Consider the following 24,850-nt stretch of genomic DNA (forward strand, 5'->3'; position numbering starts at 1 on the left):
GTTCGCTTTATGCCGTAAAAGCGTCTTTGCTATTTTAGAGACATCATCAATGAAAAAAAATGGTCTATCTTTTCTTTGGCTAAGTGCGATCGCCTTTATTCTCGATCTACTGAGCAAATGGATTGTGGTAAACAACTTTCAACTGTATGAAAGCATTAATATTCTGCCGGTTTTTAATTTTACTTATGTGCGTAACTATGGTGCGGCATTCAGTTTTTTGGCGGATCATGGCGGTTGGCAGAAATACTTTTTTATCGTTTTAGCCCTTGGTATTTCAGCCTTGCTCATCTATTGGCTATACCGTAACAGTGTCAGCAAAAAACTGATGAATTGTGGCTATGCGTTGATTATCGGCGGCGCTTTAGCCAATATGGTTGACCGCACTTATCATGGGTTTGTGGTGGATTTTTTACATGTTTACTGGGAAAATTACCATTTTCCGGTATTTAACATCGCCGATGTCAGTATTTCAATTGGTGCCGGTTTACTGATTCTGGATTACTTTGTCAATCCGGAAAAGAAAAACAGTCAGAGTGAGTGATTAAGATGAAAATTATTTTAGCCAATCCACGCGGCTTCTGTGCCGGGGTTGATCGTGCGATCAGCATTGTCGAACTGGCATTGGAAATTCACGGTGCACCGATCTATGTGCGGCACGAAGTGGTGCATAACCGTTTTGTGGTCAACGGCTTGCGCGAACGTGGCGCAGTGTTTGTGGAAGAGCTGGACGAAGTGCCGAACGGGGCGATTGTGATTTTCTCGGCGCATGGGGTCTCGCAACAAGTGCGGCAGGAAGCCAAAAGCCGTGATTTGAAGGTGTTTGATGCCACTTGTCCATTGGTAACTAAAGTACATATGCAAGTGGCGCGCGCCAGCCGCAAAGGCACTAAAGCGATTTTAATCGGACATCAAGGGCACCCGGAAGTGGAAGGTACGATGGGGCAATATGATAATCAGGATGGTGGCATTTATTTGGTCGAATCGGTGGAAGATATTGCCAATTTGCCACTCAGCCAAGCTGATGATTTGACCTTTATGACCCAAACAACATTATCCATTAATGATACCAGTTCCATTATTGAAAACTTAAAAGAGAAATATCCGGCAATTCAGGGACCACGCAAAAACGATATTTGCTATGCCACCACTAACCGGCAAAATGCGGTTGCCGAGCTGGCGAAACAATCAGATTTAGTGATTGTGGTTGGTTCTAAAAACTCCTCTAATTCCAATCGCTTGGCAGAATTGGCATCACGCATGGGAGTTGTTGCTAAGCTAATTGACGATGCTGACGACATTGATGCCAATTGGCTACACAACGTCAATGTGATCGGCATTACCGCTGGCGCTTCTGCGCCGGAAGTGTTGGTGCAATCGGTGGTCAGCCGTTTACGCGAATTGGGCGCAACCAGTGTCGAGGATTTAGAGGGTTGTGAGGAAAATACGGTATTTGAAGTGCCACGCGAATTGCGGATTAAGGCGGTGAGCTGACCGCACTTTGTTTTTATGGTCATTTAACTATAGTTAGTTAAGTATAGTCATTTAAGTTTCAGGCGTATTTTTTACCTATTTTGCGATCCGGATCGAGAGATTTAAGGCTCGGATTCGAATCGCAAGCAAAATATGGGCATAGTGGCGCTGTCGATTTGATTCGGCAGCGTTTTTTTATTTCATTTATCTCAAGCAAAAACTGTATAAAGGAAACACTATGTTTAAGTTAAAATCAAACTTTCGCAAATGGTCTGCTCTGGCATTTTTAGGCGCTTTTACTGCCCTGCCGCTGTCTGCTCAACAAACTGTGGCAATCCCAGCGACTGAAACTGCCACCGAACAAGCCCAAGCCCAAGCCCAAGCCCAAGCCCAAATAGTAACAGAACGTATCAATTTAAACAGCGCCAGCGCTCAAGAATTGGAAAAAGGTCTGCTCGGTATCGGGGCGAAAAAAGCGCAAGCGATCGTGGAATACCGTGAGAAAAACGGCAATTTTATCAGTATTGATCAACTATCCGATGTTTCCGGCATTGGCAAAGCGACATTGGAAAAAAATCGCGATTTGTTAAGCTTATAAATTATCACAAACAAAACCCGGCAGTTTCAGCTGCCGGGTAAAATCAACAATAGATCTGCCAAAAGTGCGGTTTTCACTGTTGTTCGACTAAAAACTGAAACCAGTGTCGCTCTTCAATTCGCGCTTTGATTCTTTTACGTTGACGCAGGCGCAACAGGCGGCGGTGATTATTTTGTAATGAAAGGGATTTCTTCGGTTTAAAAAATACACGGGATCTTCTCATTCTGCTCTCCTGTTACACTCTGTTCTATTCTTCTGTTATCGATTTTATTGCTAATTAGCCATGTTGGATTAAATATTGATCCGCTGCATTGCTGCCGGTTTCAGCCGGTGTCAGTTTGCGGTCGATGGCTTTTTCAATCTCTTTTAAGCGGTAATGTTTGCTGATGCTGTTCATATAGCGGCGGATATTTTCTACATAGGCATGGGCTTCATAGCCGCGCGCATAACCATATTTCAATTTGGAATAGTAGCGTTTTTCTGCCAACAGCGGTAAATTATTTTTTACATCCAACCAGTTGTCCGGATTGCCGCCCAGTTCTTTGGTCAAACGGCGCGCATCCAATAAATGCCCCAATCCCATATTATACGCCGCCAGTGCATACCAGATTTTATCGTCCTGATGAACGGTATTTGGAATCTGCCGCATCAGCAAATGCAGATATTCGGCGCCGCCGCGAATGCTTTGCTCCGGATCAGTTCTGTCCTGTACTTTCATTCGTTCTGCGGTATCTTTAGTCAGCATCATGATGCCGCGCACGCCGGTCGGTGAAGTTGCAGCTTCATTCCAATGGGACTCTTGATAAGCAATCGCCGCCAAAGTGTGCCACTCCAACTCGCCACTATAGCGCTTGAAATAGTCGATGTATTTCGGCAATACATTTTCAATTGCATCTAAATAAGTGCGGGCATCAACATAATCAAAGTTGTGCATATGGTTAAAATATTTCTCTTCCAAACGCGCGACTAAACCGGTTTCCAGCGCACTGTGCATAAATTCCAGTGACGCTGCCTGCAATTCATTATAGGTATTTTTTGAAAAATACCAATGTACACTGGACTCTTCGCTGACATCAAAAGCAACGTTCAACTGTGGCTTAATCTGCTGCGCCGAGGCAATATCAATCGAACTGGCAATGGCATAATCCTGCCTCCCCTCTGCCACCATCAACAAAATCTCTTCCTGCGTCAAATTTTGCTCTACTTGCCAATGCAGGTTGGGAAACGTCTGTTTGGCTTGTGTCAACAGATTAATCAGCTCTAGATTAAACGGAATAAGGATTGTGCTGTCAGCATCAGTGAAAGTTTTCGGGCGCTTTTCACCCATACGATACACCAACTGCCACGAGGCGGATGTGTAGCCCGGCCCGGTCTGAAATTGCTCGTTTTTTTCATTTTCGTAACGCAAGCCGGCCGCCGCCATATCAATTTGACCGCGCTTTAAGGCGTCAAACAATTGGCTGCTGTTATCAAGGCTGACCACTTTCAATCGCACGCCCAAATACTCGGCAAATGCAGTGCTCAATTCATATTCCAAGCCTTGCGCTTCATCGTTACCGATAAAATAATAAACCGGATTATTGACTGTGCCGACCACCAACTCGCCTTTTTCCAATACGGTTACATAATGATTTTTCTCTTCCGACATCATTTTCTGCCACGGAAAAATCATATCTATTGCCCATAACAATAGACCGATTGCAAAAACCGCCCGTAATAGTAGTCCTTTCAACTCAACGCCCTGTTCACTATTTTTGAAGATAGCGCATTCTAACCGCTCTTTCAGCAAAAACCAACTGACCTCGCGATGAAAAGGACGCAAAAGTTTCCGTTACACCGCAGTTTACTTTATAATGTCCCTGTTGCTGACAATTGTTGTTTTTTTCAACGATTGTTATCCTCCCACAACTTTTTCTCAACAATTTACGGTAAAAGATGATGATGCAAATTTTCCGCGGCTCCCCCGCTCTTTCTGATTTCCGCTTAAACCAATTAATGACCCAATTTCGCCAAGCTGAACTGCCCGTCAGCGAGTGCTATGCCGAATATCTGCACTTTGCCGATTTAACGCAGGCACTGACGCCGACGGAAACCGAGCAGTTAGGGCAGTTGCTGCATTACGGTCCGACCTTGGCGGAACATGAACCGAGCGGCAGTTGTTTTATCGTGATCCCACGTATCGGCACTATCTCCTCTTGGTCATCGAAAGCCAGTGATATTGCGCATAACTCCGGATTAGCCAAAGTCAAACGCATCGAACGCGGTCTAGCCTATTATCTTCAAACCACTTCCCCACTCACCGAACAACAAACCCAAACCCTGACCGCACTTTTACACGACCGTATGCTCGAAACGGTAATCGAAACCGCACAAGACGCCCAAGCCCTGTTCAGCCACGCTCAACCAAAACCCTTCACCACCGTAGATATTCTGCAACACGGCAGAACTGCGCTGGAGCAAGCCAACCTCAATTTAGGCTTGGCACTGGCGGAAGATGAAATCGACTATCTGTTAACACAATTTACCCAGCTCAAGCGTAATCCGGTTGATATTGAGCTGTACATGTTCGCCCAAGCCAACTCCGAGCACTGCCGACATAAAATTTTTAACGCCGCTTGGGTGATCGACGGCAAGAAACAGCCGAAATCGCTGTTTAAAATGATCAAAAATACCTTTGAGCAAACCCCTGATTTTGTGTTGTCAGCCTATAAAGACAATGCGGCGGTGATGGAAGGCTCGAAGGTCGGACGTTTCTTTGCCGATAGCGACGGCAAATACCGTTATCATCAAGAAGATGCACATATTTTAATGAAAGTGGAAACCCACAACCACCCGACGGCGATTTCTCCGTTCCCGGGGGCGGCAACCGGTTCCGGCGGTGAAATCCGTGACGAAGGCGCAACCGGTCGTGGTGCAAAACCGAAAGCCGGTTTGGTCGGTTTCTCGGTTTCCAACTTGCTGGTACCCAACTTCGAGCAACCCTGGGAGAATCCGTTAAGCAAACCGAATCGTATCGCCTCAGCGTTGAATATTATGCTGGAAGCGCCACTCGGTGGTGCAGCGTTTAATAACGAATTCGGTCGTCCGGCATTGTTGGGCTATTTCCGTACCTACGAAGAGAAAGTCAACAGCTTCAACGGGGTGGAAGTGCGTGGTTATCATAAACCGATTATGCTGGCGGGCGGGATCGGTAATATCCGTGGCGAACATGTACAAAAAGGTGAGATTCCGGTCGGGGCAAAACTGATCGTACTTGGCGGCCCGGCAATGAATATCGGCTTAGGCGGCGGTGCGGCTTCTTCAATGACCTCCGGCAAATCGAAAGAAGATTTGGATTTTGCTTCGGTGCAGCGCGACAATCCGGAAATGGAACGCCGCTGTCAGGAAGTGATCGACCGCTGCTGGCAGTTGGGCGATGACAACCCGATTCTGTTTATCCACGATGTCGGCGCCGGTGGTCTCTCCAATGCGATGCCGGAATTGGTCAATGACGGTGGACGTGGCGGCAACTTTGAGCTGCGCAACATCCTGAGCGACGAGCCGGGCATGAGTCCGTTGGAAATTTGGTGTAACGAATCGCAAGAGCGCTATGTATTGGCGGTGGCGGCAGATCAACTGCCGCTGTTTGAACAACTGTGTCAACGTGAACGCACACCTTATGCGGTGATCGGCGAAGCGGTGGCAGAACCGCACTTGACCCTGAACGATAGCCATTTCAACAACAAACCGATTGATATGCCGCTAAATGTGCTGCTTGGCAAACCACCGAAAATGACTCGTGACGTGCAAAGTGCGGTGGTGAATAATCCGCCGTTAAACACCGAAACAATTGATGTCAAACAAGCCTTGCACCGTGTGTTACGCTTGCCGGTGGTTGCGGAAAAAACCTTCTTAATCACCATCGGTGACCGCTCAGTCACCGGTATGGTAGCGCGCGATCAGATGGTCGGGCCGTGGCAGATTCCGGTTGCCGATTGTGCTGTTACCACCGCCAGCTTCGACAGTTATTACGGCGAAGCGATGTCTATCGGCGAACGTGCACCGATTGCATTGTTAGACTTCGCCGCTTCCGCACGCATGGCAGTTGCTGAATCGATCACCAATATCGCCGCCACCCAAATCGGCGAGATCAAACGGATTAAACTCTCCGCCAACTGGATGTCAGCTGCCGGTCACAAAGGGGAAGATGCCGGTTTATATGCGGCGGTGAAAGCGGTCGGGGAAGAACTTTGCCCTGCATTGGGCTTAACCATTCCGGTCGGCAAAGATTCAATGTCGATGAAAACCACTTGGCAGGAAAACGGCGAAAATAAACAGGTGACTGCGCCGTTATCATTAGTCATCAGCGCCTTTGCGCGGGTGGAAGACGTGCGCAAAACCGTCACGCCGCAACTGCGCACTGACAAAGGTGACAGTCGCCTGTTGCTGATCGACTTAGGCGAAGGCAACAACCGCTTGGGCGCAACCGCACTGGCACAAGTGTATAAACAACTGGGCGACAAGCCGGCAGATGTAGTCGATGTCAACAAACTGAAAGGCTTCTATGATGCAATTCAACAATTGGTTGCCGATGATAAACTTCTGGCTTACCACGACCGTTCCGACGGCGGTTTAATCACAACGCTTGCTGAAATGGCATTTGCCGGTCATTGTGGGATCAACGCTGATATCACCGGTTTATTTGATAGCAGCAAAGGCTGGGCTGTCGAATTGGGTGCTTTAGATGCCGATCTTGAAAGACAAATCAGCGATTTCGGTATTTTATTCAATGAGGAACTGGGCGCTGTCATTCAAGTTGCCGAAAGCGATCTCAATGCGGTAAGAGCGGTGCTTGCAGCACATAATTTAGCTGAGTTAACTCACGACATCGGCACAGTCACGCCAAATGATGAATTTATTATCCGCTTTGCCGGTACAGAAAAATTAAATGAAAAACGTTCTGAACTGCGTGGTATCTGGGCGGAACTGACCCATCAAATGCAACGCCTGCGTGACAACCCGACTTGCGCCGATCAAGAGTTTGCCGCCAAGAAAGATCCGAGCAATAAAGGTTTATCGGCAAAATTAAGTTACGATCCAAGTGACGACATCGCCACACCGTATATCGCCACCGGCGTAAAACCTCGTATTGCGGTGCTGCGTGAACAAGGTGTCAACAGCCATGTGGAAATGGCGGCGGCGTTTGACCGTGCCGGATTTGATGCGATTGACGTCCATATGAGCGACCTGATCAACGGACGCATCACACTGGATACATTCAACGCCTTAGTCGCTTGCGGCGGCTTCTCCTACGGCGACGTGCTAGGCGCAGGTGGCGGTTGGGCGAAATCCATTCTGTTCAATACCGCACTTCGTGATCAATTCGCCGCGTTCTTCCAACGTGAAGACACCTTGAGCTTGGGCGTGTGCAACGGTTGCCAGATGATCTCCAACCTTGCCGAAATCATTCCCGGCACCGAGGCCTGGCCACGCTTTGTACGCAACACCTCCGAACGTTTTGAAGCCCGTGCAGCGTTGGTGCGAATCAACGACAGCAATTCGTTGTGGTTCAACGGCATGGCAGGCTCACATATGCCAATCGCCGTTTCCCACGGCGAAGGTCGGGTTGAATTCAAAAACAATCAGCAATTGGCGCAGTTGCGTGAACAAAACCTGATTATCGCACAATATATCGACAACAACCTGCAACCAACCGAAACCTACCCGGCCAACCCGAACGGCTCAGTAGACGGCATCACCGCACTTAGCAACCGTGATGGACGTGTCGCCATCATGATGCCACACCCGGAACGTGTGTTCAGAGCGGTGAGCAACTCTTGGTATCCAGAGGATTGGAGCGAAGACGGGGCTTGGATGAGATTGTTTAGGAATGCGAGGGTTGTGTTGGGGTAGTAATAGAACTTATAGGGCTTAGTATTTAAGCCCTATGCTTTATCTCTTTCTTTTTAATATAGGATATTTATTATGATTAAAACATTTTTTATAGGAGCCATTTGTTTATCTTTGTCTGCATGTTCAATACTAAAATCAGACCCGATAAAAGAACAACAAGAAAAAGCTCAAAAAGATAAAATTATTGAAACGCAATGGGTTACCTTATCATCAGGGCAGAAAATTGAAGTACGCTATGTGCATAATCCAGATTACAATGAACAGCCTAATGAGGTGTTGTATATTATCAAGCCAGACCATTCAACAAAAGAAACTACAACAAGGGTTTTAGGATTTGCTGCACAATTATTACTGACAGGCAGTGCACAAGGTGATGGATTTAAAAAAGAAGATCTGACTGGTTCACCTACTGAATTACGCGCAATTCATCAAAACTATGCTTTTAAACAATATATTAAGCAATTAGAAAAAGATCTTGTACTAGATAGAAAAGATAATAAAGTCTATTCGAATGCCCCTATCCGCTTTTATCCTAAAAAATTTAGGCTGATTTATGATGAATACAATGGCAATACTTATTCTTTGAAATATCAATTTACAGCTATTCCGACACTAAATGAACAGTTGGCTAAAAAAGGAGAAATTTTTTCCTCATACTACTGTTTCGGAACCGATAATAATAAATATACCTTGGAAAAGTGGCGGGAAAATAGCTATGCCAACGTCGTCGAAAAAGCAAAATCTATGGTGGATCAATGTTTCTCTGGTAGCTATCAAAGAATATGGGATGAACATTTGGAAACATTGAAAATGTCTTTTCTGTAAAATATTATAATGATCCAATAAAAAAGCCCCCCGATGGCGCAAGTTTACAACTTGCACCTTTTTTGCCTTTGATTTATAAACAAAATCTAATAATCGTTATTATTTTTTAGCACAAGTTACAAACTTGTGCTATCAGTAGTATTATATTACCGAACAGATGATTAAAAATATTAAAGAGCAAATACCTTGCAAAATGACAGCTTGTACATGATAACTCGATAATGAAACGGAGAAAAACCTTATGCAACAATTAGATGAATCTTTAGAAGATGAAGAATTAGCATTATTAGATGATTTACTGTTGGAATATGGAGCGGAGCGTGAGAATGGTTATAATATTTTAAGCTTAAGCGAATTAGACGGCTTGCTTACTGCTATCCTTTCCAGCCCCGAGCTGGTTGCACCAAACCAATGGCTGCCTGCTATTTTTGATGAAAATGCGCAAGAAAGCATACCCGATGAAAATACATTTAATCTGTTATTGTCTTTAATTTTCCGTCATTATAATGATGTGATACAACGCTTAAACAGTCCGTTATTTTATGCTTATTTTGATGAAGGCATTGATGATTTCGTAATTTTGGATTCGTGGTGTTCGGGCTATATTATTGGTGCTAAAGTCTCCGGTTGGGGGAATTTACCCGATAAAATCCAAGGGCAATATGATTTAATTCGTTCATTCGCTTATTTTGAAGGCGACGATCTCAATTTAGATGATCATCCGTCTGCCAAAGAGACACAAGAGCGTGCCGCAAAAGTCGAACAGGCTGTGATGGCAATTTATCAATATTTTCTTACCTTGAGGAATAGATAAAAATATGCATTATCTTCTTCAGTCTGCACCACACTTCAAGTTGTTTGGTGTTAATCATTGGCTAGCACCTCTGCAATACTCTTCGGCATTGGCTTCGCCGCTGGTTTGGTTAGATCATGAAACGGTTCTAAATCCGCTACAATTTGCCAAATCATCAGTAGCTGACGCAGGGAGATTTGCCCGGTGGTTTCAAATTTTTTGATGGTTGCTTCCGGAACAAGGCAACGTTCGGCAAGGGCTTTCCGTGAATGTTTTTTTCCTTACGTTTTTGGCGCAGATAGGTCGTAACTGATTGTTGAACATCGTAAGCGGATAAAAGGGATAGCTTATTCATAAAACTCCAAATAAGACATAATAATATCCAATTATACTCTTTTGGGGCAATAAAAGACACTATAGTATCTTTTATAATTACCGCTTTCACGCTAAATATATTGATTTTGGCATAATTTGCATGCTTCTGATTTGAAAGTTTCATTGATGGCGCAAGCGATAAACTTGCGCCATTATTTCCTCTTTTAAGCAAAAATTAAAATAACTCTTCTACCTGAGGGGGTTTGCCGTCACCCGGGTTGACCATAATTTGGTAGCCTTGTTCTCGGATATAACGGCGAGTTGGTTCGGTGCCTTTGATAAAATATTCCACCCGTCCACCGCTGCTAAGTAAGCCTGTGGATTTATCGATCCGTTTTTCAATGATATTGGGTGGTGGTGGATCGGCACGCTCCGGTACGTTTGCCAACGCTTGTTTCATATATTCCTGCCATGCCGGCATCGCAGTGCTGGCGCCGGCTTCGCCACGTCCCAATTCATATTTGTTATCATCAAAACCAACATACACCGCTGTCGCAAAATTGGCACCGTAACCAGCATACCAAGCCACTTTCGAGTTATTGGTAGTACCGGTTTTTCCGCCTAGATCCTTGCGTTTGATTTGACTTGCCATACGCCAGCCTGTACCGTTCCAACTGCTACCGGCTTCACCATAAACTCCAGACTGTAAGGCGCTACGGATTAGAAATGCCAATTCACCGCTAATCACCCTTGGAGCGTATTGTTTTTCTTGATTTTGTGTCATTGATTGCGCCAGCAACTGTGGACCATCTTGTAGCTGGGTATTGGCAATTTGCAATTCAGGAATATCCGGCACGGTTTCCGGCTGCTGATCCGGATCACCTTCCAGATTTGAATTATCTGCTGTGTTCGATTGCACATTATTCTGCAGCGAGTCATCTAATATCTCCAACTTTTGCTGCTCACCGTAGATCACCGGAATATCATTACAACTGAAACAAGCCAGTTTCGGGTTGGCAAGATAGATCTCTTTGCCTTCGTTATCCAAAATCTTTTCGATAAGATAAGGATCAATCAAAAATCCGCCGTTATCAAACACGGCATAACCACGCGCCATTTCTAGTGGTGTGAAAGATGCGGCGCCTAACGCCAGCGCTTCCGTTGCTTGGTATTGATCGCGTTTAAAGCCAAAGCGCGGTAAGAAATCAGCAACATAATCGATTCCGACCATTTGCACCGCGCGCACCATCATCACGTTTTTCGATTGTGCCAGTCCTTGGCGTAAACGCAGTTGCCCGTCGTAACGGTTCGGGGAATTCTTCGGTGACCATGGTTTTTGCCCCGGCAGCCGAATCGTAATCGGGCTATCGTTCAAAATGGTCGCCAAGCTCAAACCTTTATCCATTGCCGCAGCATAGATAAACGGTTTAATCGACGAGCCAACTTGTACCATCGATTGGGTGGCACGATTAAATTTACTCTGACCAAAACTGAATCCCCCAACAATCGCTTCAATTGCCCCATTATCGCTGTTGAGTGACACCAAAGCGGAATTGGCCAATGGTAACTGTCCTAACATCCACTCCTGCTTACTGTTCTGGCGGATCCAAATTTGTTCGCCTACGTTAATCTTTAAGTTAGAGGCTGTAGCACCCGCCCATTTCATCGCAGATAACGGCAACTGCATTCGTTCACCGGATGCCAGCAATAGTTCAGCCCCACTACGATCGGTTTTCATCACCGCTGCCGGAATCAATGGCTCGCTGTTCGGTATTTTTTTCAAAAAGCCGATAATCCGATCTTCTTCCCAAGGGCTTTCGCCACTTTTCCATAACGGAGCACCGCCACGATAGCCGTGGCGCATATCATAATTAATCAAATTATTGCGCAACGCAATTTGTGCATTCAATTGATCGCTCGAATCCACGGTGGTGTAAACTTTATAGCCTTTGGCATACGCATTTTCTTCACCGTAGAGTTTCACCATCTCTTGACGCACCATTTCGGTCACATAATCTGCTTGAAAATCCAGCTGACTACCGTGATAACTTGCCACCAGCGGCTCGTCTTTTGCTTGTTGATACTGTTGCTGCGAAATATAATTTTCATCCAACATCCGTGCCAACACCACATTGCGCCGCTCGGTCGCACGCTGTAAAGAGTAAAGCGGGTTCATGGTTGACGGTGCTTTCGGCAAGCCGGCGATCATTGCCATTTCACTTAATGTCAGCTGGTTTAGATCTTTACCAAAATAGGTTTTGGCGGCGGCAGCAACACCGTAAGAGCGGTATCCCAAATAAATTTTATTCAAATACAGGCTTAAAATTTCATCTTTGCTGAGATTTCTTTCGATTTCGATGGCTAAAATGGCTTCTTTTACTTTTCTGACCAGCGTTCTTTCCGGGGTCAAAAAGAAGTTACGCGCCAATTGTTGCGTAATGGTGCTGGCGCCTTGCGATGCCCCACCGTCACTGATGGCTACTTTTAATGCACGCGCAATCCCGATCGGATCCAGACCATAATGGGTATAAAAACGGCTGTCTTCCGTCGCCAAAACGGCATCGATCAACGGTTTTGGAATCTGTTCCAAGGTAACCGGAATCCGGCGTTGCTCACCGACTTCACCGATTAATTTCCCGTCAGCGGTATAAATCTGCATCGGTTGCTGCAACTCGACGGTGCGTAGTGCTTTAACATCCGGCAAATCCGATTTAATCTGAAAATAGGCTACCGCCAACACCACACAACCCAAAATAACCAATGTTAATAGGGTACTTAATATTAATTTTGCGATCTTCACCGAAAATTTCTCTCTAAAAAGTCAATAATTCAATATTTTTACGCCACACTTGCTGCCGTAAAAAAGTTGCCATAAAACGCAAAGTGCGGTTTACCCGCCCACAATTAAACACAACGATACTATTTTACCCACATTATGGCAAATAATGAGGATATTTTTATACGATGAAACCCTTTTTTCAACGCTCAAGCTATGCGGTAGGGCTCCATAAGAATCGAGAACACATTGAAATTGCATTTTTCAATGATGAGCAGCAGCCCTGTTTCGAGCGGTTGTCTAGTGAACAGCTGTCGCAACTGCCGCTATTATTGAAATCGCAATTTACAGCTACACTGCGCCGTCAAACCAGATTTATTTATATCTCCAGTCTGGAGCCACGTTTATTGTGGCAAAAACACCTGCTGTTGCCACACATTAAACAGCCGCACGAGTTATATCGCCAAGTGCGGTTGATTCTACAACAGCATTTACCGATTGAAGAACAATTGCTGCAATTTGATTTTAGTGTTAGCCCGTTGCAACATATTGGCACTGAACGGCAAATTGATTATGTCCAGATTTATGCCGCGAAAAAACAGAATATTCAGCAACAGTGTGAACAATTTTTACCTCTGCACTTGGATATATTGGATTTTCATGCCCATGCCCTGCTACGGGCATTTCACTATTGCGCTAAAATTCAAGGTGAGATTATCCGCAATGAAAACACGCTGTTTATTTACCAAGACGATCAGCACAGCATTTTTCTGCAACAGCGGCAGGATAACTTAGTACAATTTTACCGCCCTTCACAGCCGCTGACCGCACTTTTACAGGCATTCTGGCAACAACAGCCGCCAAGTGAAATCTCTAACCAAGAGAATATATGCCATGTGGTGTATGCTGACCCGAATTCGCTGGCGGCACTGCAACAAGATTACCAGCCAACCCGGCTGATTGCGATCGATCCACAGCAATATCCCTATTTTGTCGCATTGGGCTGTGCACTACGACAGCAACATAACCTCAAACACTTCAGCAAGGTGAATCGCTACGATGCAAGCCGAAATTAACCTGCTCGATTGGCGCAGCAAGCAGCTACATCGCCAAATGTACACTTTTATTATCGCACTGTTTGCTGTGTTGTGCCTTGCAGCACTGGTGCTGTGGCAACTGTTTGACTATCAACAGCAGCTACAACAGCGCTTGTCACAACAGAGCCAAGCCCAAACCGCACTTCGTGCGGAGAACCAACGGTTGCAACAACAAATCAATCAACTGCAACAAGCTAATAGCAGTGAAAGTGCGGTGCTTATTGTTCCTGATCAAATGATTTTTAACCGATTTAGTGATTTTTTAAGCCGTCTGCCACTGTCACAAGGGCGCTTATCCAGTGCCTCGATCAATGTGCAATCTCGTGTGCAATCCCCGTTCGATTACCAAATTTTGCTGCACGGCTCAACGCCCTCCGAACAAGAGTTTGAACAGTTACGCCATAGTTTCGAACCTTATTTTGCCGAATATCCGCTGCTTATCAGCCATCCACGGCATCAGTTAACGATTGAATTGGAGCAGTTCGATTTAAACCATCAGCAGCTGGAATTTCATTTTGCCTTGCGTTGGCAGCCTGCAAAAACGGAGGAAAAAACCGATGACACGCCTTAAACTATCACCCTATTCGCCACTTGCCCGCTTGGTCACAGCACCATTGTGGCTGAAATCGTTATTTGCTATTGCGTTAGTATTGCTGCTCTGCACTTATCCGCTGTCAGAAATTGTCCGCCTACAGCAGCAATTGCATGACACCTCACTTAGTTCCGCCGAGTTACAACATCAACAGCAACAAAAACAGCAAATTGTTGCGCTATTAACCCGCAAAGCTGAAAAGATCAACACCCAACTGGCGCCACAAACCGCAGCTAAAATTGCCGCTTTGAACCAGCGCTTACAAAGTGCGGTTACGAGTTTCAGTGCACTCAACATCGAACAACAGCACTGGCAATTTTCTCGTTCTCCGTTGTTGCAATTGGAACTACAGGGCAGTTTTTATGATATTTCACACTTTGTAGCCGCGCTACAGCAGCAATTCACAGAATTAAAACTATTAAACCTGACGCTACAGCGCACAGAACAACAGCCTGCCACTCACGCTATTCTCAATTTACTTTTTTCTGAGGACACGATTGATAAGGAGATTGCCGATGACTAAATCTTGCCTGACCGCACTTTTACTCGCCTGCACCTGCTTTGTCGGCGCCAAGGAGCGCTTTAACGACCCGTTTTCCCCAACGTCTCAGCCATCGAACCGTCAGCTTGCCAACCCGATAGCCGCTGAAAGTCCGTTGTCTCAAGCTACCGGCTGTGATGTGAATAACCTGCGACTAATCGATAATCTTCCATTAGCGCAACTAAACGTTATTGGCTTGATTCACTATGCGGATCATAGTGTGGTGCTGTGGACTACCCCCGATGAGGTTATCATCGACAGCCGTTTAAATGACGTGATATCACAAGATCAATGGCAAATTATAGCCATCGAAACACAACGTATCGTACTGCAACATTGTCAAACCCCGTCGCTGCAACGCAGCATCCCATTGTGAATCTGTTATGGAGAGAGATTTTGATGTTTATTTTACACCGACTAGCCCTCTTTTTGTTATTTTACTCCAGTGTAATCGCTGCAACAGAACACAGTCCAAACCGCACGTTTGCCCTGAGCTTAAAACAAGCACCACTGATCAGCACCTTGCAGACATTAGCCCAACAGCAGGACGTCAACTTGGTGCTGGACGATAGCCTGAAGGGACATATCAACTTACATCTAAAACAAACCTCGTTTGAACAAGTACTGCAAGCTGTTGGCAAGATTCATCAATTGGAGATCGAAAACGTCAACGGTGACTATTTTGTCAGCCCACGCCAAAACTCATCAAGCAGCTCGGTCAGTACTGTTGAAACCGCACTTGAGTCAATACTTAAACTGCAAACCGTCAATATTCCGTTGCGCCACGCAAAAGCGGCTGAACTGATACAATCACTCACCGGCGGCAATGGTTCGTTTTTATCATCGCACGGCAGCATTAGTTTTGATGAACGTAGCAATAGTTTGATTATTCAAGAAAAATCAGAAAACATAGCGTCTCTGCGCAAAGTTATCACGAGTTTGGATCAACCTGCCCGACAAGTGTTGATCGAAGCACGGATCGTTACCATCAGCGACGAAAGTTTGCGCGAATTGGGCGTGCGTTGGGGATTGTTCGAACCTAGCGGACAAAGCCACCGCATCGCCGGCAGTTTGAATACCAACGGTTTTGCCGAGATTGATAATAATTTGAACATTAATTTTGGCAGCGAACACAGCAACGCCGCCAGCGTTTCGCTACAAATCGCCAAGATCAACAGTCGCTTGCTGGATTTAGAATTGACCGCTCTGGAACGAGAAAATAATGTTAATATCATCGCCAGTCCACGTCTTCTGACCACCAACAAAAGAAGCGCCAGCATCAAACAAGGCACTGAAATCCCCTATGTGGTGAATAACAGCCGCAACGAAACCCAAAGTGTCGAATTTCGTGATGCCGTGCTCGGCTTAGACGTCACCCCGCATATTTCGCACGACAACACTATTTTGTTGGATTTGATGATCAGCCAAAATTCGCCCGGCAGCAGTGTGGCTTACGGCAACCAGCAGATGACCACCATTGATAAGCAGGAGATCCAAACCCAAGTGTTCGCACGGCACGGTGAAACCATCGTGCTCGGCGGTGTCTTTCACGACACCTTGGTTAACGGGGAAAACAAGGTGCCGCTGCTGGGCGATATTCCGGGTGCCAAACGGTTGTTCGGCAACGAAAGCAAACGCTACGCCAAACGTGAATTGGTGATTTTTGTTACACCACATATTGTTGATCAACAACAAAATCACCCCCATGCCGTGACCGGCCACCCGACACGCCCATTTCGCTACGGCTTTTAAAGCGGCAAACCGCACTTTTGTGTCAACTTGGTTATTTTTGTGAATTAAAAAGGCAAATATCAAGATAGAAGGTTGAAAACTGGGTCGATTTCTTGCGATAATTACTCCCTTAAATTAAAAGTTGAAGCTCATGGAGTATTTTTACCGTTTAAGCTGCCACGATTCTCTAATGAATGTTCTGCGATGAATCCGGCGAAGAAATCTCCCTTTCTTGAAATTCCTTCAACAACGTGTTTGCATCGGCAAATCTCATTAACCATTTAATTAACAAGAATATAAAATAACATGGCTGAAAAACGTAATATCTTTTTAATCGGTCCGATGGGTGCGGGCAAAAGCACCATCGGTCGCCAATTGGCACAAATACTCGGAATGGATTTTATCGACTCTGACAACGAGATCGAACAACGTGCCGGCGCTGACATCAGTTGGATTTTTGACGTGGAAGGCGAAAACGGCTTCCGCAAACGGGAAGAGCGGATTATTAACGAATTGACCCAACTGCAAGGGGTAGTGCTTTCTACCGGCGGCGGCGCAGTGCTATCAAAAGACACACGCAACCATTTATCGGCTCGTGGCATCGTGGTCTATTTGGAAACCACGGTCGATAAACAGCATCAGCGCACCCTGCGCGATAAAAAACGTCCGCTGTTGCAAGATGTGGACGATCCACGCCAAGTGCTGGAAGATCTGGCCAAAGTGCGCAATCCGTTGTACCAAGAGATCGCCGATATTACCATGAGTACCGACGAACAAAACGCTAAAACCATGGCAAACCAGTTAATCGACCGCTTGGAAGCTTTTTCCTCCGTTAATTAGCTGATCATTCTCACCACCAACCTGAGAGCGCAACATGATTGAAGTCAATGTCGAACTGAAAGATCGCCGTTATCCGATTAGAATCGGCAGCCATATTTTGGCGGAAAGCAGCAGCTACGCCCCGTTAAAGTGCGGTGATAAGGTGATGATTGTCTCCAATCCGACCGTTGCGAAACACTATTTGACAACGGTTAGCGACAGCTTAAACCGTTTGGGCTGCAAAGTCTCCTCAGTGTTGATTCCTGACGGCGAGCAATATAAAACGCTGGACTCACTCAATCTGATTTTTACCGCACTTTTACAAGCCAATCACGGCCGTGACACCACCATCATCGCCTTGGGTGGCGGCGTGGTCGGTGATGTGGCCGGATTTGCTGCCGCCAGTTACCAACGTGGCGTGCGTTTGCTGCAGATTCCAACTACGCTGCTGTCGCAAGTGGATTCCTCCGTCGGCGGAAAAACCGGTGTCAATCATGCGCTCGGTAAAAATATGATCGGCGCATTTTATCAACCTTGTGCAGTGATTATCGACAGTGCTAGCTTAGACACCCTGCCAAAACGTGAAGTGTTTGCCGGCTTGGCGGAAGTGATTAAATACGGTGCGATTCTGGATCTGGCGTTTTTCGACTGGTTGGAACAACATATTGATGATCTGGTGAGCTTACAGCCGCAACAATTGCAATATTGCATCCAACGTTGCTGTCAGTTAAAAGCCGACGTGGTTGCCCGTGATGAAACCGAACAGGGTGATCGTGCCCTGCTGAATCTGGGGCACACTTTCGGGCATGCGATCGAAACCCATTTAGGCTACGGCAGTTGGTTGCACGGCGAAGCTGTAGCTGTCGGTATGTTAATGGCAGCCGATCTTTCGCATTTGTTAGGCAATTTAAGCCGCCAAGATGTGTTCCGTCTGGAAAAATTACTGGCACGCGCCAATCTGCCGACGGTTTCGCCGGACGGTATGAGTGCCGATGATTATCTGCCGTTGATGATGCGCGACAAAAAAGTCTTGGCTGGCAAATTACGCTTGGTATTGTTGCAACGTTTGGGGCAAGCCTACGTCACGACCAACAGCGATTCGGAATTAGTCAGACAAGCCATCAACCATTGCAGTCAGTTCGACTAAAACAATGTCGTCCGTTGCTAACCCTCTGTTGAAACATCGCCCTTTTTTAAAATGGGCGGGCGGAAAATTCCGCCTGACCGATGAGATCAACAAGTTATTACCAAAAAATAAAAAGGTGCTGATTGAACCTTTTGTCGGTGCCGGTTCGGTTTTTCTGAATACCCACTTTCAGCACTATATTTTGGCAGATTTAAATGCCGATTTAATCAATCTGTTCAATACGGTGAAACAGGATCCGCAGCACTTTATTGCGGAAAGCCGCAAACTGTTTCAGCACCCCGATGCCAACAGCGCTGATTTTTATTATGCCAAACGCGCCGAGTTCAACCGCACTTTGGATATTTTCCAGCGCTCGGTGCTATTCCTGTATTTAAACCGTTTCGGTTATAACGGGCTTTGCCGCTATAACAGCAAGCAGCAGTTTAATGTGCCGTTCGGGGCTTACCTGAAACCGTATTTTCCGGAGCAAGAGATTCGTTATTTTAGCCAAAAAGCGCAAAAAGCCGAATTTATCTGTGTCGGTTTTCACGACAGTTTCGAATATACCGACCGCAACAGCGTGGTGTATTGCGATCCGCCTTATGCTCCGCTGTCGCAAAACTCGAATTTCACCCACTATTCCGGCAATGGTTTTAGCTTGGAACAGCAGCAACAGCTAGCCAATCTGGCTAAACATCATGCGGAGCATCGCCGCACAACGGTACTGATTTCTAACCACGATACCCCGTTTACCCGGCAAATTTATCACGGCGCCGACATAACGCCGTTGATGGTACAACGCCACATCAGCCAAAACGGCGAAAATCGGATAAAAGTGAATGAACTGATTGCGATTTTTCGTGCTAGTCGGCGCAAAATCAAAGTGTCGCCAATTCAGGATTAATATTAAATACCAGTCTTTTGACCGCAGGAAATGCTTGCTGCACCAAAGCCAGTAACTCTGCCTGACGAAACAGAATCCCTTGTCGCAACGTTGCATTTTGCACTTCACAATACAACACCTCATCGCGAATGTTCGCCACCCGAAACCGCCCTTTGAACTCTGCTGGAAAGCATTGTTGCAAAGTGCGGTTCAGATCGCCCAACACCAGACTGCGCCGTGCAATTTCCGCCAATGGGCTTTTCTCGACAATGTCGGTGATATTTTTCATTTTATTGTAACGCATGGCTTGTTTTGCGAAGATTCGCCCCTATTTATTTGTGAATGAACAGTATCCGCCGGATTTGATGTATGACATTCTGCCGACGATGCTCTATAATAGCACAGCATTTTAAATAACCGCATGTTGCCGAAGGCATTAATCACTGATGAACTTGTTGCACGCATACCGTCACCGCAAACCGCACTTTTGGTCGCAATTCCTGTTGGGAATTATTGCGATTTTAGCCGTGCCGGTCAGTGCTGTCGGCAACCCAACACAGCAAAACGATAATCAAGCCTACCAACAAATTCAGCAGACAACACAAACTCGGCAGATTCAAAGCGCTTTTTATCAACAAGCACAATATCAGCCAGAACCGCAACAAGCCGTTCCGACAGCCACAGTAGCGCCACAAACCGCACTTTTTGTTGTCATCGCTTCTCTTTCCGAATCTTTACCGCCGATTCGAGCCGGTCCGTTTGCCACTGTTTAATCCGCAACAAACCGCACTTTAACCTGAGTAACGGCGGTGAAATAAGATTCTCGTTTGCAACTGCAAACCGATTAATGACTCCTTTGATGAAGATAAAAATATGTTAAGAACTATTGCAACCAAATTATTTGGCAGCCGTAACGATCGCGTGTTACGTCGCCTGAACAAACGTGTCCACCAAATCAACCAATTGGAAGCCGAATACCAAGCACTGACCGACGAACAATTAAAAGGCAAAACTGCCGAATTCAAAGCACGCTTGGAAAAAGGCGAAAGCCTAGAAAAAATTCTGCCGGAAGCCTTCGCTACCGTGCGTGAAGCTTGCCAACGCACCTTGGGTATGCGCCCATTTGATGTACAGTTGCTCGGTGGCATGATCTTAAATGATCGCTCAATTGCCGAAATGCGCACCGGTGAAGGTAAAACCCTAACCGCCACACTTCCTTGTTACCTCAACGCTCTGACCGGTCGGGGCGTGCATGTGGTGACGGTCAATGACTACTTAGCGCGCCGCGATGCGGAAACCAACCGCCCGTTATTTGAATTTTTAGGCATGACGGTCGGTGTCAATATTCCCGGCTTATCCCATGAACAAAAACGTGCTGCCTATGCCGCCGATGTCACCTATGCCACCAACAGCGAACTGGGTTTTGATTACCTGCGTGATAATCTGGCGCATTCACCGGAAGATCGTTTTCAACGCCCACTGTATTATGCGTTGGTCGATGAGGTGGATTCGATTTTAATCGATGAAGCCCGTACCCCGCTGATTATTTCCGGTCAGGCAGAAGACAGCTCCGAACTGTATATTGCGATTGATAAGCTGATTCCTAAATTAGTATTCCAAGAAAAAGAGGACAGCGAGGAATATCAAGGCACTGGTGACTACACCCTGGATCTGAAAAACAAGCAGGCATTTTTAACCGAGCGCGGACAAGAGAAGATCGAAAATTTGTTAACCGAAGCCGGATTGATGAAAGAAGGCGATTCTCTCTATTCGCCATCAAGGGTTACTTTGCTGCACCACGTTTATGCGGCGTTGCGCGCGCATACCCTGTTTGAACGCAATGTTGATTATATTGTTAAAGACGGCGAAATCGTGATTGTTGACGAACATACCGGACGTACGATGCAGGGACGCCGTTGGTCTGAAGGTTTGCACCAAGCGATTGAAGCCAAAGAAAACGTTAAAATTCAGAGTGAAAATCAGACGACTGCATCGATTACTTACCAAAACTATTTCCGTTTATACGAAAAATTAGCGGGCATGACCGGTACGGCAGATACCGAAGCCTTTGAATTTCAACAAATTTATGGCTTAGAAACTATTGTGGTGCCAACCAATCAACCGATGATCCGTGATGACCGTACCGATTTGATGTATAAAAACGAAGAAGACAAATTCAATGCGATTGTCCACGACATCAAAGAAGCCATCGCCCGGCAGCAGCCGGTATTGGTCGGCACAATCTCGATTGAAAAATCTGAATTGCTGTCGAACACCTTAACTAAAGCCGGGATTAAACATAACGTATTGAACGCCAAATTCCATGCACAGGAAGCGGAAATCGTCGCCGATGCAGGCGTACCGGGCGCAGTCACCATTGCGACCAATATGGCCGGTCGCGGTACCGACATTGTGTTGGGCGGTAACTGGCGTGCTGAAATCGCTAAATTGGATAATCCGAGCGAAGAACAGATCGCCAAAATCAAAGCTGATTGGAAAGAACGAAATAAAATTGTGATGGAGGCCGGTGGCCTGCACATTATCGGTACCGAACGTCATGAATCACGCCGCATCGACAACCAGTTGCGTGGTCGTTCCGGACGTCAAGGCGATCCGGGCTCTTCACGTTTCTATTTATCGTTAGACGATGCCTTAATGCGGATTTACCTCAACGAAGGCAAGTTAAATATGATGCGCAAAGCCTTCAGCGAACCGGGTGAAGCAATGGAATCCAAATTGTTGGCAAAAGTAATTGCCAGCGCACAAGCAAAAGTAGAAGCGCACAACTTTGACGGGCGTAAAAACCTGTTGCAATTCGATGATGTTGCCAATGATCAGCGCCATGCTATTTATGCACAGCGTAATGATTTGCTCGATCACCAAGATATTTCCGAAACCATCAATGTCATTCGTGAAGACGTGTTCAACAGCGTTATCGATCAATACATTCCGCCACAATCGTTGGAAGAGCAATGGAATGTAGAGGGTTTGGAAACCCGTCTGCAAAACGACTTTGCCCTGAGTTTACCGCTCAGCAAATGGCTGGAAGAAGACAACCATCTGCATGAAGAGAACCTGCGTGAACGTATTCTGGAAGCGGCCGTCAACGAACACAAACGCAAGGAAGAGATGGTCGGTACTGAGAATATGCGCTCATTTGAAAAAGGCTTGATGCTGCAGATTCTGGACGAATTGTGGAAAGAGCATCTGGCGGCAATGGATCACCTGCGCCGTGGGATTCACCTGCGTGGCTATGCGCAAAAAGATCCGAAGCAAGAATACAAAAAAGAGTCATTCCAGATGTTTACCGAAATGCTGGACACCTTGAAATTGAGCGTGATCAGCACCTTGAGCAAAGTGCAAGTGCGCACGCAAGAAGAGGTGGAAGAAGCCGAACGCTTGCGCCGTGAAGCTGCCGAACGGCAAGCGGCTGCGTTGCAATACCACCAAAACGGGGAACAGCAGGGCGAAACTGCGGACGGAACGGACGAGATGCCGAAAGTCAGCCGTAATGCACCTTGCCCTTGTGGTTCGGGTAAGAAATATAAATATTGCCACGGTAAAATTAAGTAACTCGAATAACGCCCGACCACTCTGCTAATAGCCTTGGTCGGGCTAACATAGGAAAAACATGACCGCACTTACTCAAAAAGCCGTTAGCAAAAAACCGCTGATCAAAGTTGCTGTCGGCATTATTCGTAACGAATTCCAGCAAATCTTTCTGACGCGACGCTTAGAAGGCAAAGACTTTGCCCAAAGCTGGGAGTTCCCCGGTGGCAAAGTCGAAGCCAACGAAAGCCCGGAGCAAGCGCTGCGACGTGAATTGGAAGAAGAGATCGGGATTATGGTGATCAAAGCCGAACTCTACGAACGTTTTCAATTCGAATATCCGAAAAAAGTGATCGAACTCAGTTTTTACTTAATCGAAGAGTGGCTAAACCAACCTTTTGGTCGTGAAGGACAAGACGGTTTTTGGATTGAACAACACGCCTTGGACAGCGGGCAATTCCCACCGGCGAATAAGAAAATTATTGAACGGCTATTAAGCGAGAAGCTGGATTGATTATCCTGCCATAGACAGAGAGATCATAACAAAGTGCGGTTTTTTCACACCACAAAACCGCACTTTGCTTATTCTACACTACGTTCACTATGCTAAAGAATCGACCATTTGCTCAAAACGCTGAATGCCCAACGCAAACTCCTCGTTACTGATATTTAGCGACGGCGCAAAACGCAGCACATTCGGGCCGGCAACCAGCAGCATCACCCCAAACTGATTGGCTTTATTACGCAATTCCGCCGCTTTATCCTGATACTCTGCTGCCAATTCCGCCCCGATTAACAGCCCTAAGCCACGTACAGTAGTAAACAGTTTGGCTTTTTGGTTAATTTTTTCCAGCGCTTCAATCAACTGTTTTGAACGCTGTTGTACTTGCTGTAAAAAGTGCGGTTGACTGATGATGTCCACGACTTTCACCGCCACCGCACAAGCCAACGGATTACCGCCAAATGTGGTGCCATGCACGCCCGGCGAGAAACTTTTTGAGATTTTATCGCTGGTCAACATCGCACTGATCGGAAAGCCATTAGCAAGCGCTTTGGCGGAGGTCAAAATGTCCGGCACAACCCCGTAATGCATATAGGCAAAAAATTCCCCGCTGCGCCCGATACCGGTCTGGACTTCATCAAAAATCAGCAGCGCTTGATATTGATCACACAACTGGCGTAACCCTTGTAAAAATGCCTGCGTCGCCGGCAATACCCCACTTTCGCCCTGAATCGGTTCGATAATCACGGCACAAGTGTGATCGTCGATCACCGCTTTTACGGCGTCTAAATCATTAAACGGTACATGGACGATATCTGCCGGTTTCGGTCCGAAGCCATCGGAATATTTAGGTTGCCCACCAACGCTGACCGTAAACAGCGTTCTGCCGTGAAAGCTCTGTTTGAAAGAGATAATTTTACTTTTTTGATAGCCAAAATGATCGACCGCATAGCGACGTGCCAATTTCAGTGCCGCTTCATTGGCTTCCGCCCCAGAGTTGGCAAACATCACACGCTCCGCAAAAGTGAGCTCTATTAATTTTGATGCCAGCTCCAGTGCCGGTTCACTGGTAAACCAGTTGCTTGAGTGCCATAGCGTTTCCCCTTGCCGTTTCAACACCTCCACCACCTCATCCGGGCAGTGTCCTAATGAATTGACCGCCACACCGCTGGTAAAGTCGATATAGTCCTTGCCGTCTTGATCCCAAACCGTGCTGCCTTTGCCTCTGACCGGAATAAAATCTGCCGGGGTATAATTCTGAATTAAAACCTGATCAAACGTTGCTCTGGTATATTGTGTCATACTGCTTCCTTTTGCTTACTACTGTTAATTAGGGTCTAA

General features: G+C 46.3%; 22 protein-coding genes. 17 read left to right on the forward strand and 5 right to left on the reverse strand.

Annotated features, from left to right (window positions below):
- Window positions 1–49: 49 nt before the first annotated feature.
- The 3 genes from lspA to EDC16_RS09595 all read left to right on the forward strand — a co-directional run bounded on the left by lspA (window position 50) and on the right by EDC16_RS09595 (window position 2,068).
- Complete coding sequence (gene lspA, locus EDC16_RS09585) at window positions 50–541, forward strand: signal peptidase II (protein ID WP_132967640.1); 492 nt, start codon at window positions 50–52, stop codon at window positions 539–541.
- Between the two features lie 5 nt (window positions 542–546).
- On the forward strand, window positions 547–1,491 hold the full coding sequence (gene ispH / locus EDC16_RS09590) for a 4-hydroxy-3-methylbut-2-enyl diphosphate reductase (RefSeq protein ID WP_132967641.1): 945 nt from the start codon (window positions 547–549) through the stop codon (window positions 1,489–1,491).
- A gap of 217 nt (window positions 1,492–1,708) precedes the next feature.
- A complete protein-coding gene (locus EDC16_RS09595; RefSeq protein WP_132967642.1) occupies window positions 1,709–2,068 on the forward strand; it encodes a ComEA family DNA-binding protein in 360 nt (119 codons plus the stop codon).
- A 73-nt stretch (window positions 2,069–2,141) separates the two neighbouring features.
- Here EDC16_RS09595 and EDC16_RS12710 read toward each other — a convergent pair whose 3' ends face one another.
- Together EDC16_RS12710 and mltF are read right to left on the reverse strand one after the other, a co-directional pair.
- Window positions 2,142–2,291 carry a hypothetical protein gene (locus EDC16_RS12710; RefSeq protein WP_157330551.1) on the reverse strand — a complete coding sequence of 50 codons (150 nt, stop codon included), beginning with the start codon at window positions 2,289–2,291 and terminating at the stop codon, window positions 2,142–2,144.
- A gap of 54 nt (window positions 2,292–2,345) precedes the next feature.
- Entirely contained in the window at window positions 2,346–3,800 is a 1,455-nt protein-coding gene (mltF, locus tag EDC16_RS09600) for a membrane-bound lytic murein transglycosylase MltF (RefSeq protein ID WP_132967700.1), read from the reverse strand.
- Between the two features lie 206 nt (window positions 3,801–4,006).
- Here mltF and purL point away from each other — a divergent pair, with 206 nt between their 5' ends.
- The 3 genes from purL (at window position 4,007) to EDC16_RS09615 (ending at window position 9,599) form a co-directional block, all read left to right on the forward strand.
- Window positions 4,007–7,960 carry a phosphoribosylformylglycinamidine synthase gene (purL, locus tag EDC16_RS09605; protein ID WP_132967701.1) on the forward strand — a complete coding sequence of 1,318 codons (3,954 nt, stop codon included), beginning with the start codon at window positions 4,007–4,009 and terminating at the stop codon, window positions 7,958–7,960.
- 72 nt (window positions 7,961–8,032) lie between these two features.
- Entirely contained in the window at window positions 8,033–8,785 is a 753-nt protein-coding gene (locus tag EDC16_RS09610) for a hypothetical protein (protein ID WP_132967643.1), read from the forward strand.
- 241 nt (window positions 8,786–9,026) lie between these two features.
- Window positions 9,027–9,599, forward strand: coding sequence for a UPF0149 family protein (locus EDC16_RS09615; protein ID WP_132967644.1), 573 nt, complete (start codon window positions 9,027–9,029; stop codon window positions 9,597–9,599).
- 529 nt (window positions 9,600–10,128) lie between these two features.
- Here the strand turns inward: EDC16_RS09615 and EDC16_RS09625 are convergent.
- Complete coding sequence (locus EDC16_RS09625; protein WP_132967645.1) at window positions 10,129–12,693, reverse strand: penicillin-binding protein 1A; 2,565 nt, start codon at window positions 12,691–12,693, stop codon at window positions 10,129–10,131.
- A 164-nt stretch (window positions 12,694–12,857) separates the two neighbouring features.
- Here EDC16_RS09625 and EDC16_RS09630 point away from each other — a divergent pair, with 164 nt between their 5' ends.
- The 8 genes from EDC16_RS09630 to EDC16_RS09665 all read left to right on the forward strand — a co-directional run bounded on the left by EDC16_RS09630 (window position 12,858) and on the right by EDC16_RS09665 (window position 19,479).
- Entirely contained in the window at window positions 12,858–13,745 is an 888-nt protein-coding gene (locus EDC16_RS09630) for a type IV pilus biogenesis protein PilM (RefSeq protein ID WP_132967646.1), read from the forward strand.
- Window positions 13,729–14,337 (forward strand): hypothetical protein, encoded by a 609-nt coding sequence (locus EDC16_RS09635; protein ID WP_132967647.1) that lies wholly within the window; start codon window positions 13,729–13,731, stop codon window positions 14,335–14,337. The genes EDC16_RS09630 and EDC16_RS09635 overlap by 17 nt, the downstream gene beginning before the upstream one ends.
- A complete protein-coding gene (locus EDC16_RS09640) occupies window positions 14,324–14,881 on the forward strand; it encodes a hypothetical protein (protein ID WP_132967648.1) in 558 nt (185 codons plus the stop codon). Before EDC16_RS09635 ends, EDC16_RS09640 begins: the two co-directional genes overlap by 14 nt.
- On the forward strand, window positions 14,874–15,275 hold the full coding sequence (locus EDC16_RS09645; RefSeq protein ID WP_132967649.1) for a hypothetical protein: 402 nt from the start codon (window positions 14,874–14,876) through the stop codon (window positions 15,273–15,275). The genes EDC16_RS09640 and EDC16_RS09645 overlap by 8 nt, the downstream gene beginning before the upstream one ends.
- Before the next feature lie 23 nt (window positions 15,276–15,298).
- Window positions 15,299–16,651, forward strand: a complete 1,353-nt coding sequence (locus tag EDC16_RS09650; RefSeq protein ID WP_132967650.1) for a type IV pilus secretin PilQ — start codon at window positions 15,299–15,301, stop codon at window positions 16,649–16,651.
- A 285-nt stretch (window positions 16,652–16,936) separates the two neighbouring features.
- Window positions 16,937–17,470 (forward strand): shikimate kinase AroK, encoded by a 534-nt coding sequence (aroK, locus tag EDC16_RS09655; protein ID WP_132967651.1) that lies wholly within the window; start codon window positions 16,937–16,939, stop codon window positions 17,468–17,470.
- Window positions 17,471–17,504: 34 nt separating this feature from the next.
- Window positions 17,505–18,596 carry a 3-dehydroquinate synthase gene (gene aroB, locus EDC16_RS09660; protein WP_132967652.1) on the forward strand — a complete coding sequence of 364 codons (1,092 nt, stop codon included), beginning with the start codon at window positions 17,505–17,507 and terminating at the stop codon, window positions 18,594–18,596.
- 4 nt (window positions 18,597–18,600) lie between these two features.
- Window positions 18,601–19,479 carry a Dam family site-specific DNA-(adenine-N6)-methyltransferase gene (locus tag EDC16_RS09665; RefSeq protein ID WP_132967653.1) on the forward strand — a complete coding sequence of 293 codons (879 nt, stop codon included), beginning with the start codon at window positions 18,601–18,603 and terminating at the stop codon, window positions 19,477–19,479.
- On the opposite strand, the gene EDC16_RS09670 is transcribed toward EDC16_RS09665, so the two are convergent.
- The gene (locus EDC16_RS09670; protein WP_132967654.1) at window positions 19,454–19,762 is read right to left on the reverse strand and encodes a DciA family protein; all 309 of its coding nucleotides are present in this window, start codon (window positions 19,760–19,762) and stop codon (window positions 19,454–19,456) included. The two genes, EDC16_RS09665 and EDC16_RS09670, sit on opposite strands and share 26 nt — an antisense overlap.
- A 142-nt stretch (window positions 19,763–19,904) precedes the next feature.
- Between EDC16_RS09670 and secM the strand changes: the two genes are divergently transcribed.
- From secM to mutT, 3 genes are all read left to right on the forward strand, one after another.
- Window positions 19,905–20,231 (forward strand): secA translation cis-regulator SecM, encoded by a 327-nt coding sequence (secM, locus tag EDC16_RS09675; protein ID WP_132967655.1) that lies wholly within the window; start codon window positions 19,905–19,907, stop codon window positions 20,229–20,231.
- Between the two features lie 100 nt (window positions 20,232–20,331).
- Window positions 20,332–23,031 carry a preprotein translocase subunit SecA gene (gene secA / locus EDC16_RS09680; protein WP_132967656.1) on the forward strand — a complete coding sequence of 900 codons (2,700 nt, stop codon included), beginning with the start codon at window positions 20,332–20,334 and terminating at the stop codon, window positions 23,029–23,031.
- A 58-nt stretch (window positions 23,032–23,089) separates the two neighbouring features.
- On the forward strand, window positions 23,090–23,521 hold the full coding sequence (gene mutT, locus EDC16_RS09685; protein WP_132967657.1) for an 8-oxo-dGTP diphosphatase MutT: 432 nt from the start codon (window positions 23,090–23,092) through the stop codon (window positions 23,519–23,521).
- Window positions 23,522–23,608: 87 nt separating this feature from the next.
- On the opposite strand, the gene EDC16_RS09690 is transcribed toward mutT, so the two are convergent.
- A complete protein-coding gene (locus EDC16_RS09690; protein WP_132967658.1) occupies window positions 23,609–24,811 on the reverse strand; it encodes an aspartate aminotransferase family protein in 1,203 nt (400 codons plus the stop codon).
- Window positions 24,812–24,850: the final 39 nt, after the last annotated feature.

The organism is Testudinibacter aquarius (genome assembly GCF_004342725.1).
In the GTDB taxonomy this organism is placed as follows: Bacteria; Pseudomonadota; Gammaproteobacteria; order Enterobacterales; family Pasteurellaceae; genus Chelonobacter; species Chelonobacter aquarius.

Excerpts from the sequence above, each read along its gene's own strand:
- mutT (WP_132967657.1), top strand. The coding sequence starts at position 23,090 with ATGACCGCACTTACTCAAAAAGCCGTTAGCAAAAAACCGCTGATCAAA.
- purL (WP_132967701.1), top strand. The coding sequence starts at position 4,007 with ATGATGCAAATTTTCCGCGGCTCCCCCGCTCTTTCTGATTTCCGCTTA.
- EDC16_RS09610 (WP_132967643.1), top strand. The coding sequence starts at position 8,033 with ATGATTAAAACATTTTTTATAGGAGCCATTTGTTTATCTTTGTCTGCA.
- EDC16_RS09615 (WP_132967644.1), top strand. The coding sequence starts at position 9,027 with ATGCAACAATTAGATGAATCTTTAGAAGATGAAGAATTAGCATTATTA.
- EDC16_RS09665 (WP_132967653.1), top strand. The coding sequence starts at position 18,601 with ATGTCGTCCGTTGCTAACCCTCTGTTGAAACATCGCCCTTTTTTAAAA.
- EDC16_RS09650 (WP_132967650.1), top strand. The coding sequence starts at position 15,299 with ATGTTTATTTTACACCGACTAGCCCTCTTTTTGTTATTTTACTCCAGT.
- EDC16_RS09690 (WP_132967658.1), bottom strand. The coding sequence starts at position 24,811 with ATGACACAATATACCAGAGCAACGTTTGATCAGGTTTTAATTCAGAAT.
- EDC16_RS09670 (WP_132967654.1), bottom strand. The coding sequence starts at position 19,762 with ATGCGTTACAATAAAATGAAAAATATCACCGACATTGTCGAGAAAAGC.
- ispH (WP_132967641.1), top strand. The coding sequence starts at position 547 with ATGAAAATTATTTTAGCCAATCCACGCGGCTTCTGTGCCGGGGTTGAT.
- EDC16_RS12710 (WP_157330551.1), bottom strand. The coding sequence starts at position 2,291 with ATGAGAAGATCCCGTGTATTTTTTAAACCGAAGAAATCCCTTTCATTA.
- secA (WP_132967656.1), top strand. The coding sequence starts at position 20,332 with ATGTTAAGAACTATTGCAACCAAATTATTTGGCAGCCGTAACGATCGC.
- EDC16_RS09645 (WP_132967649.1), top strand. The coding sequence starts at position 14,874 with ATGACTAAATCTTGCCTGACCGCACTTTTACTCGCCTGCACCTGCTTT.
- EDC16_RS09630 (WP_132967646.1), top strand. The coding sequence starts at position 12,858 with ATGAAACCCTTTTTTCAACGCTCAAGCTATGCGGTAGGGCTCCATAAG.
- aroK (WP_132967651.1), top strand. The coding sequence starts at position 16,937 with ATGGCTGAAAAACGTAATATCTTTTTAATCGGTCCGATGGGTGCGGGC.
- lspA (WP_132967640.1), top strand. The coding sequence starts at position 50 with ATGAAAAAAAATGGTCTATCTTTTCTTTGGCTAAGTGCGATCGCCTTT.
- secM (WP_132967655.1), top strand. The coding sequence starts at position 19,905 with ATGAACTTGTTGCACGCATACCGTCACCGCAAACCGCACTTTTGGTCG.
- EDC16_RS09595 (WP_132967642.1), top strand. The coding sequence starts at position 1,709 with ATGTTTAAGTTAAAATCAAACTTTCGCAAATGGTCTGCTCTGGCATTT.
- EDC16_RS09635 (WP_132967647.1), top strand. The coding sequence starts at position 13,729 with ATGCAAGCCGAAATTAACCTGCTCGATTGGCGCAGCAAGCAGCTACAT.
- EDC16_RS09640 (WP_132967648.1), top strand. The coding sequence starts at position 14,324 with ATGACACGCCTTAAACTATCACCCTATTCGCCACTTGCCCGCTTGGTC.
- aroB (WP_132967652.1), top strand. The coding sequence starts at position 17,505 with ATGATTGAAGTCAATGTCGAACTGAAAGATCGCCGTTATCCGATTAGA.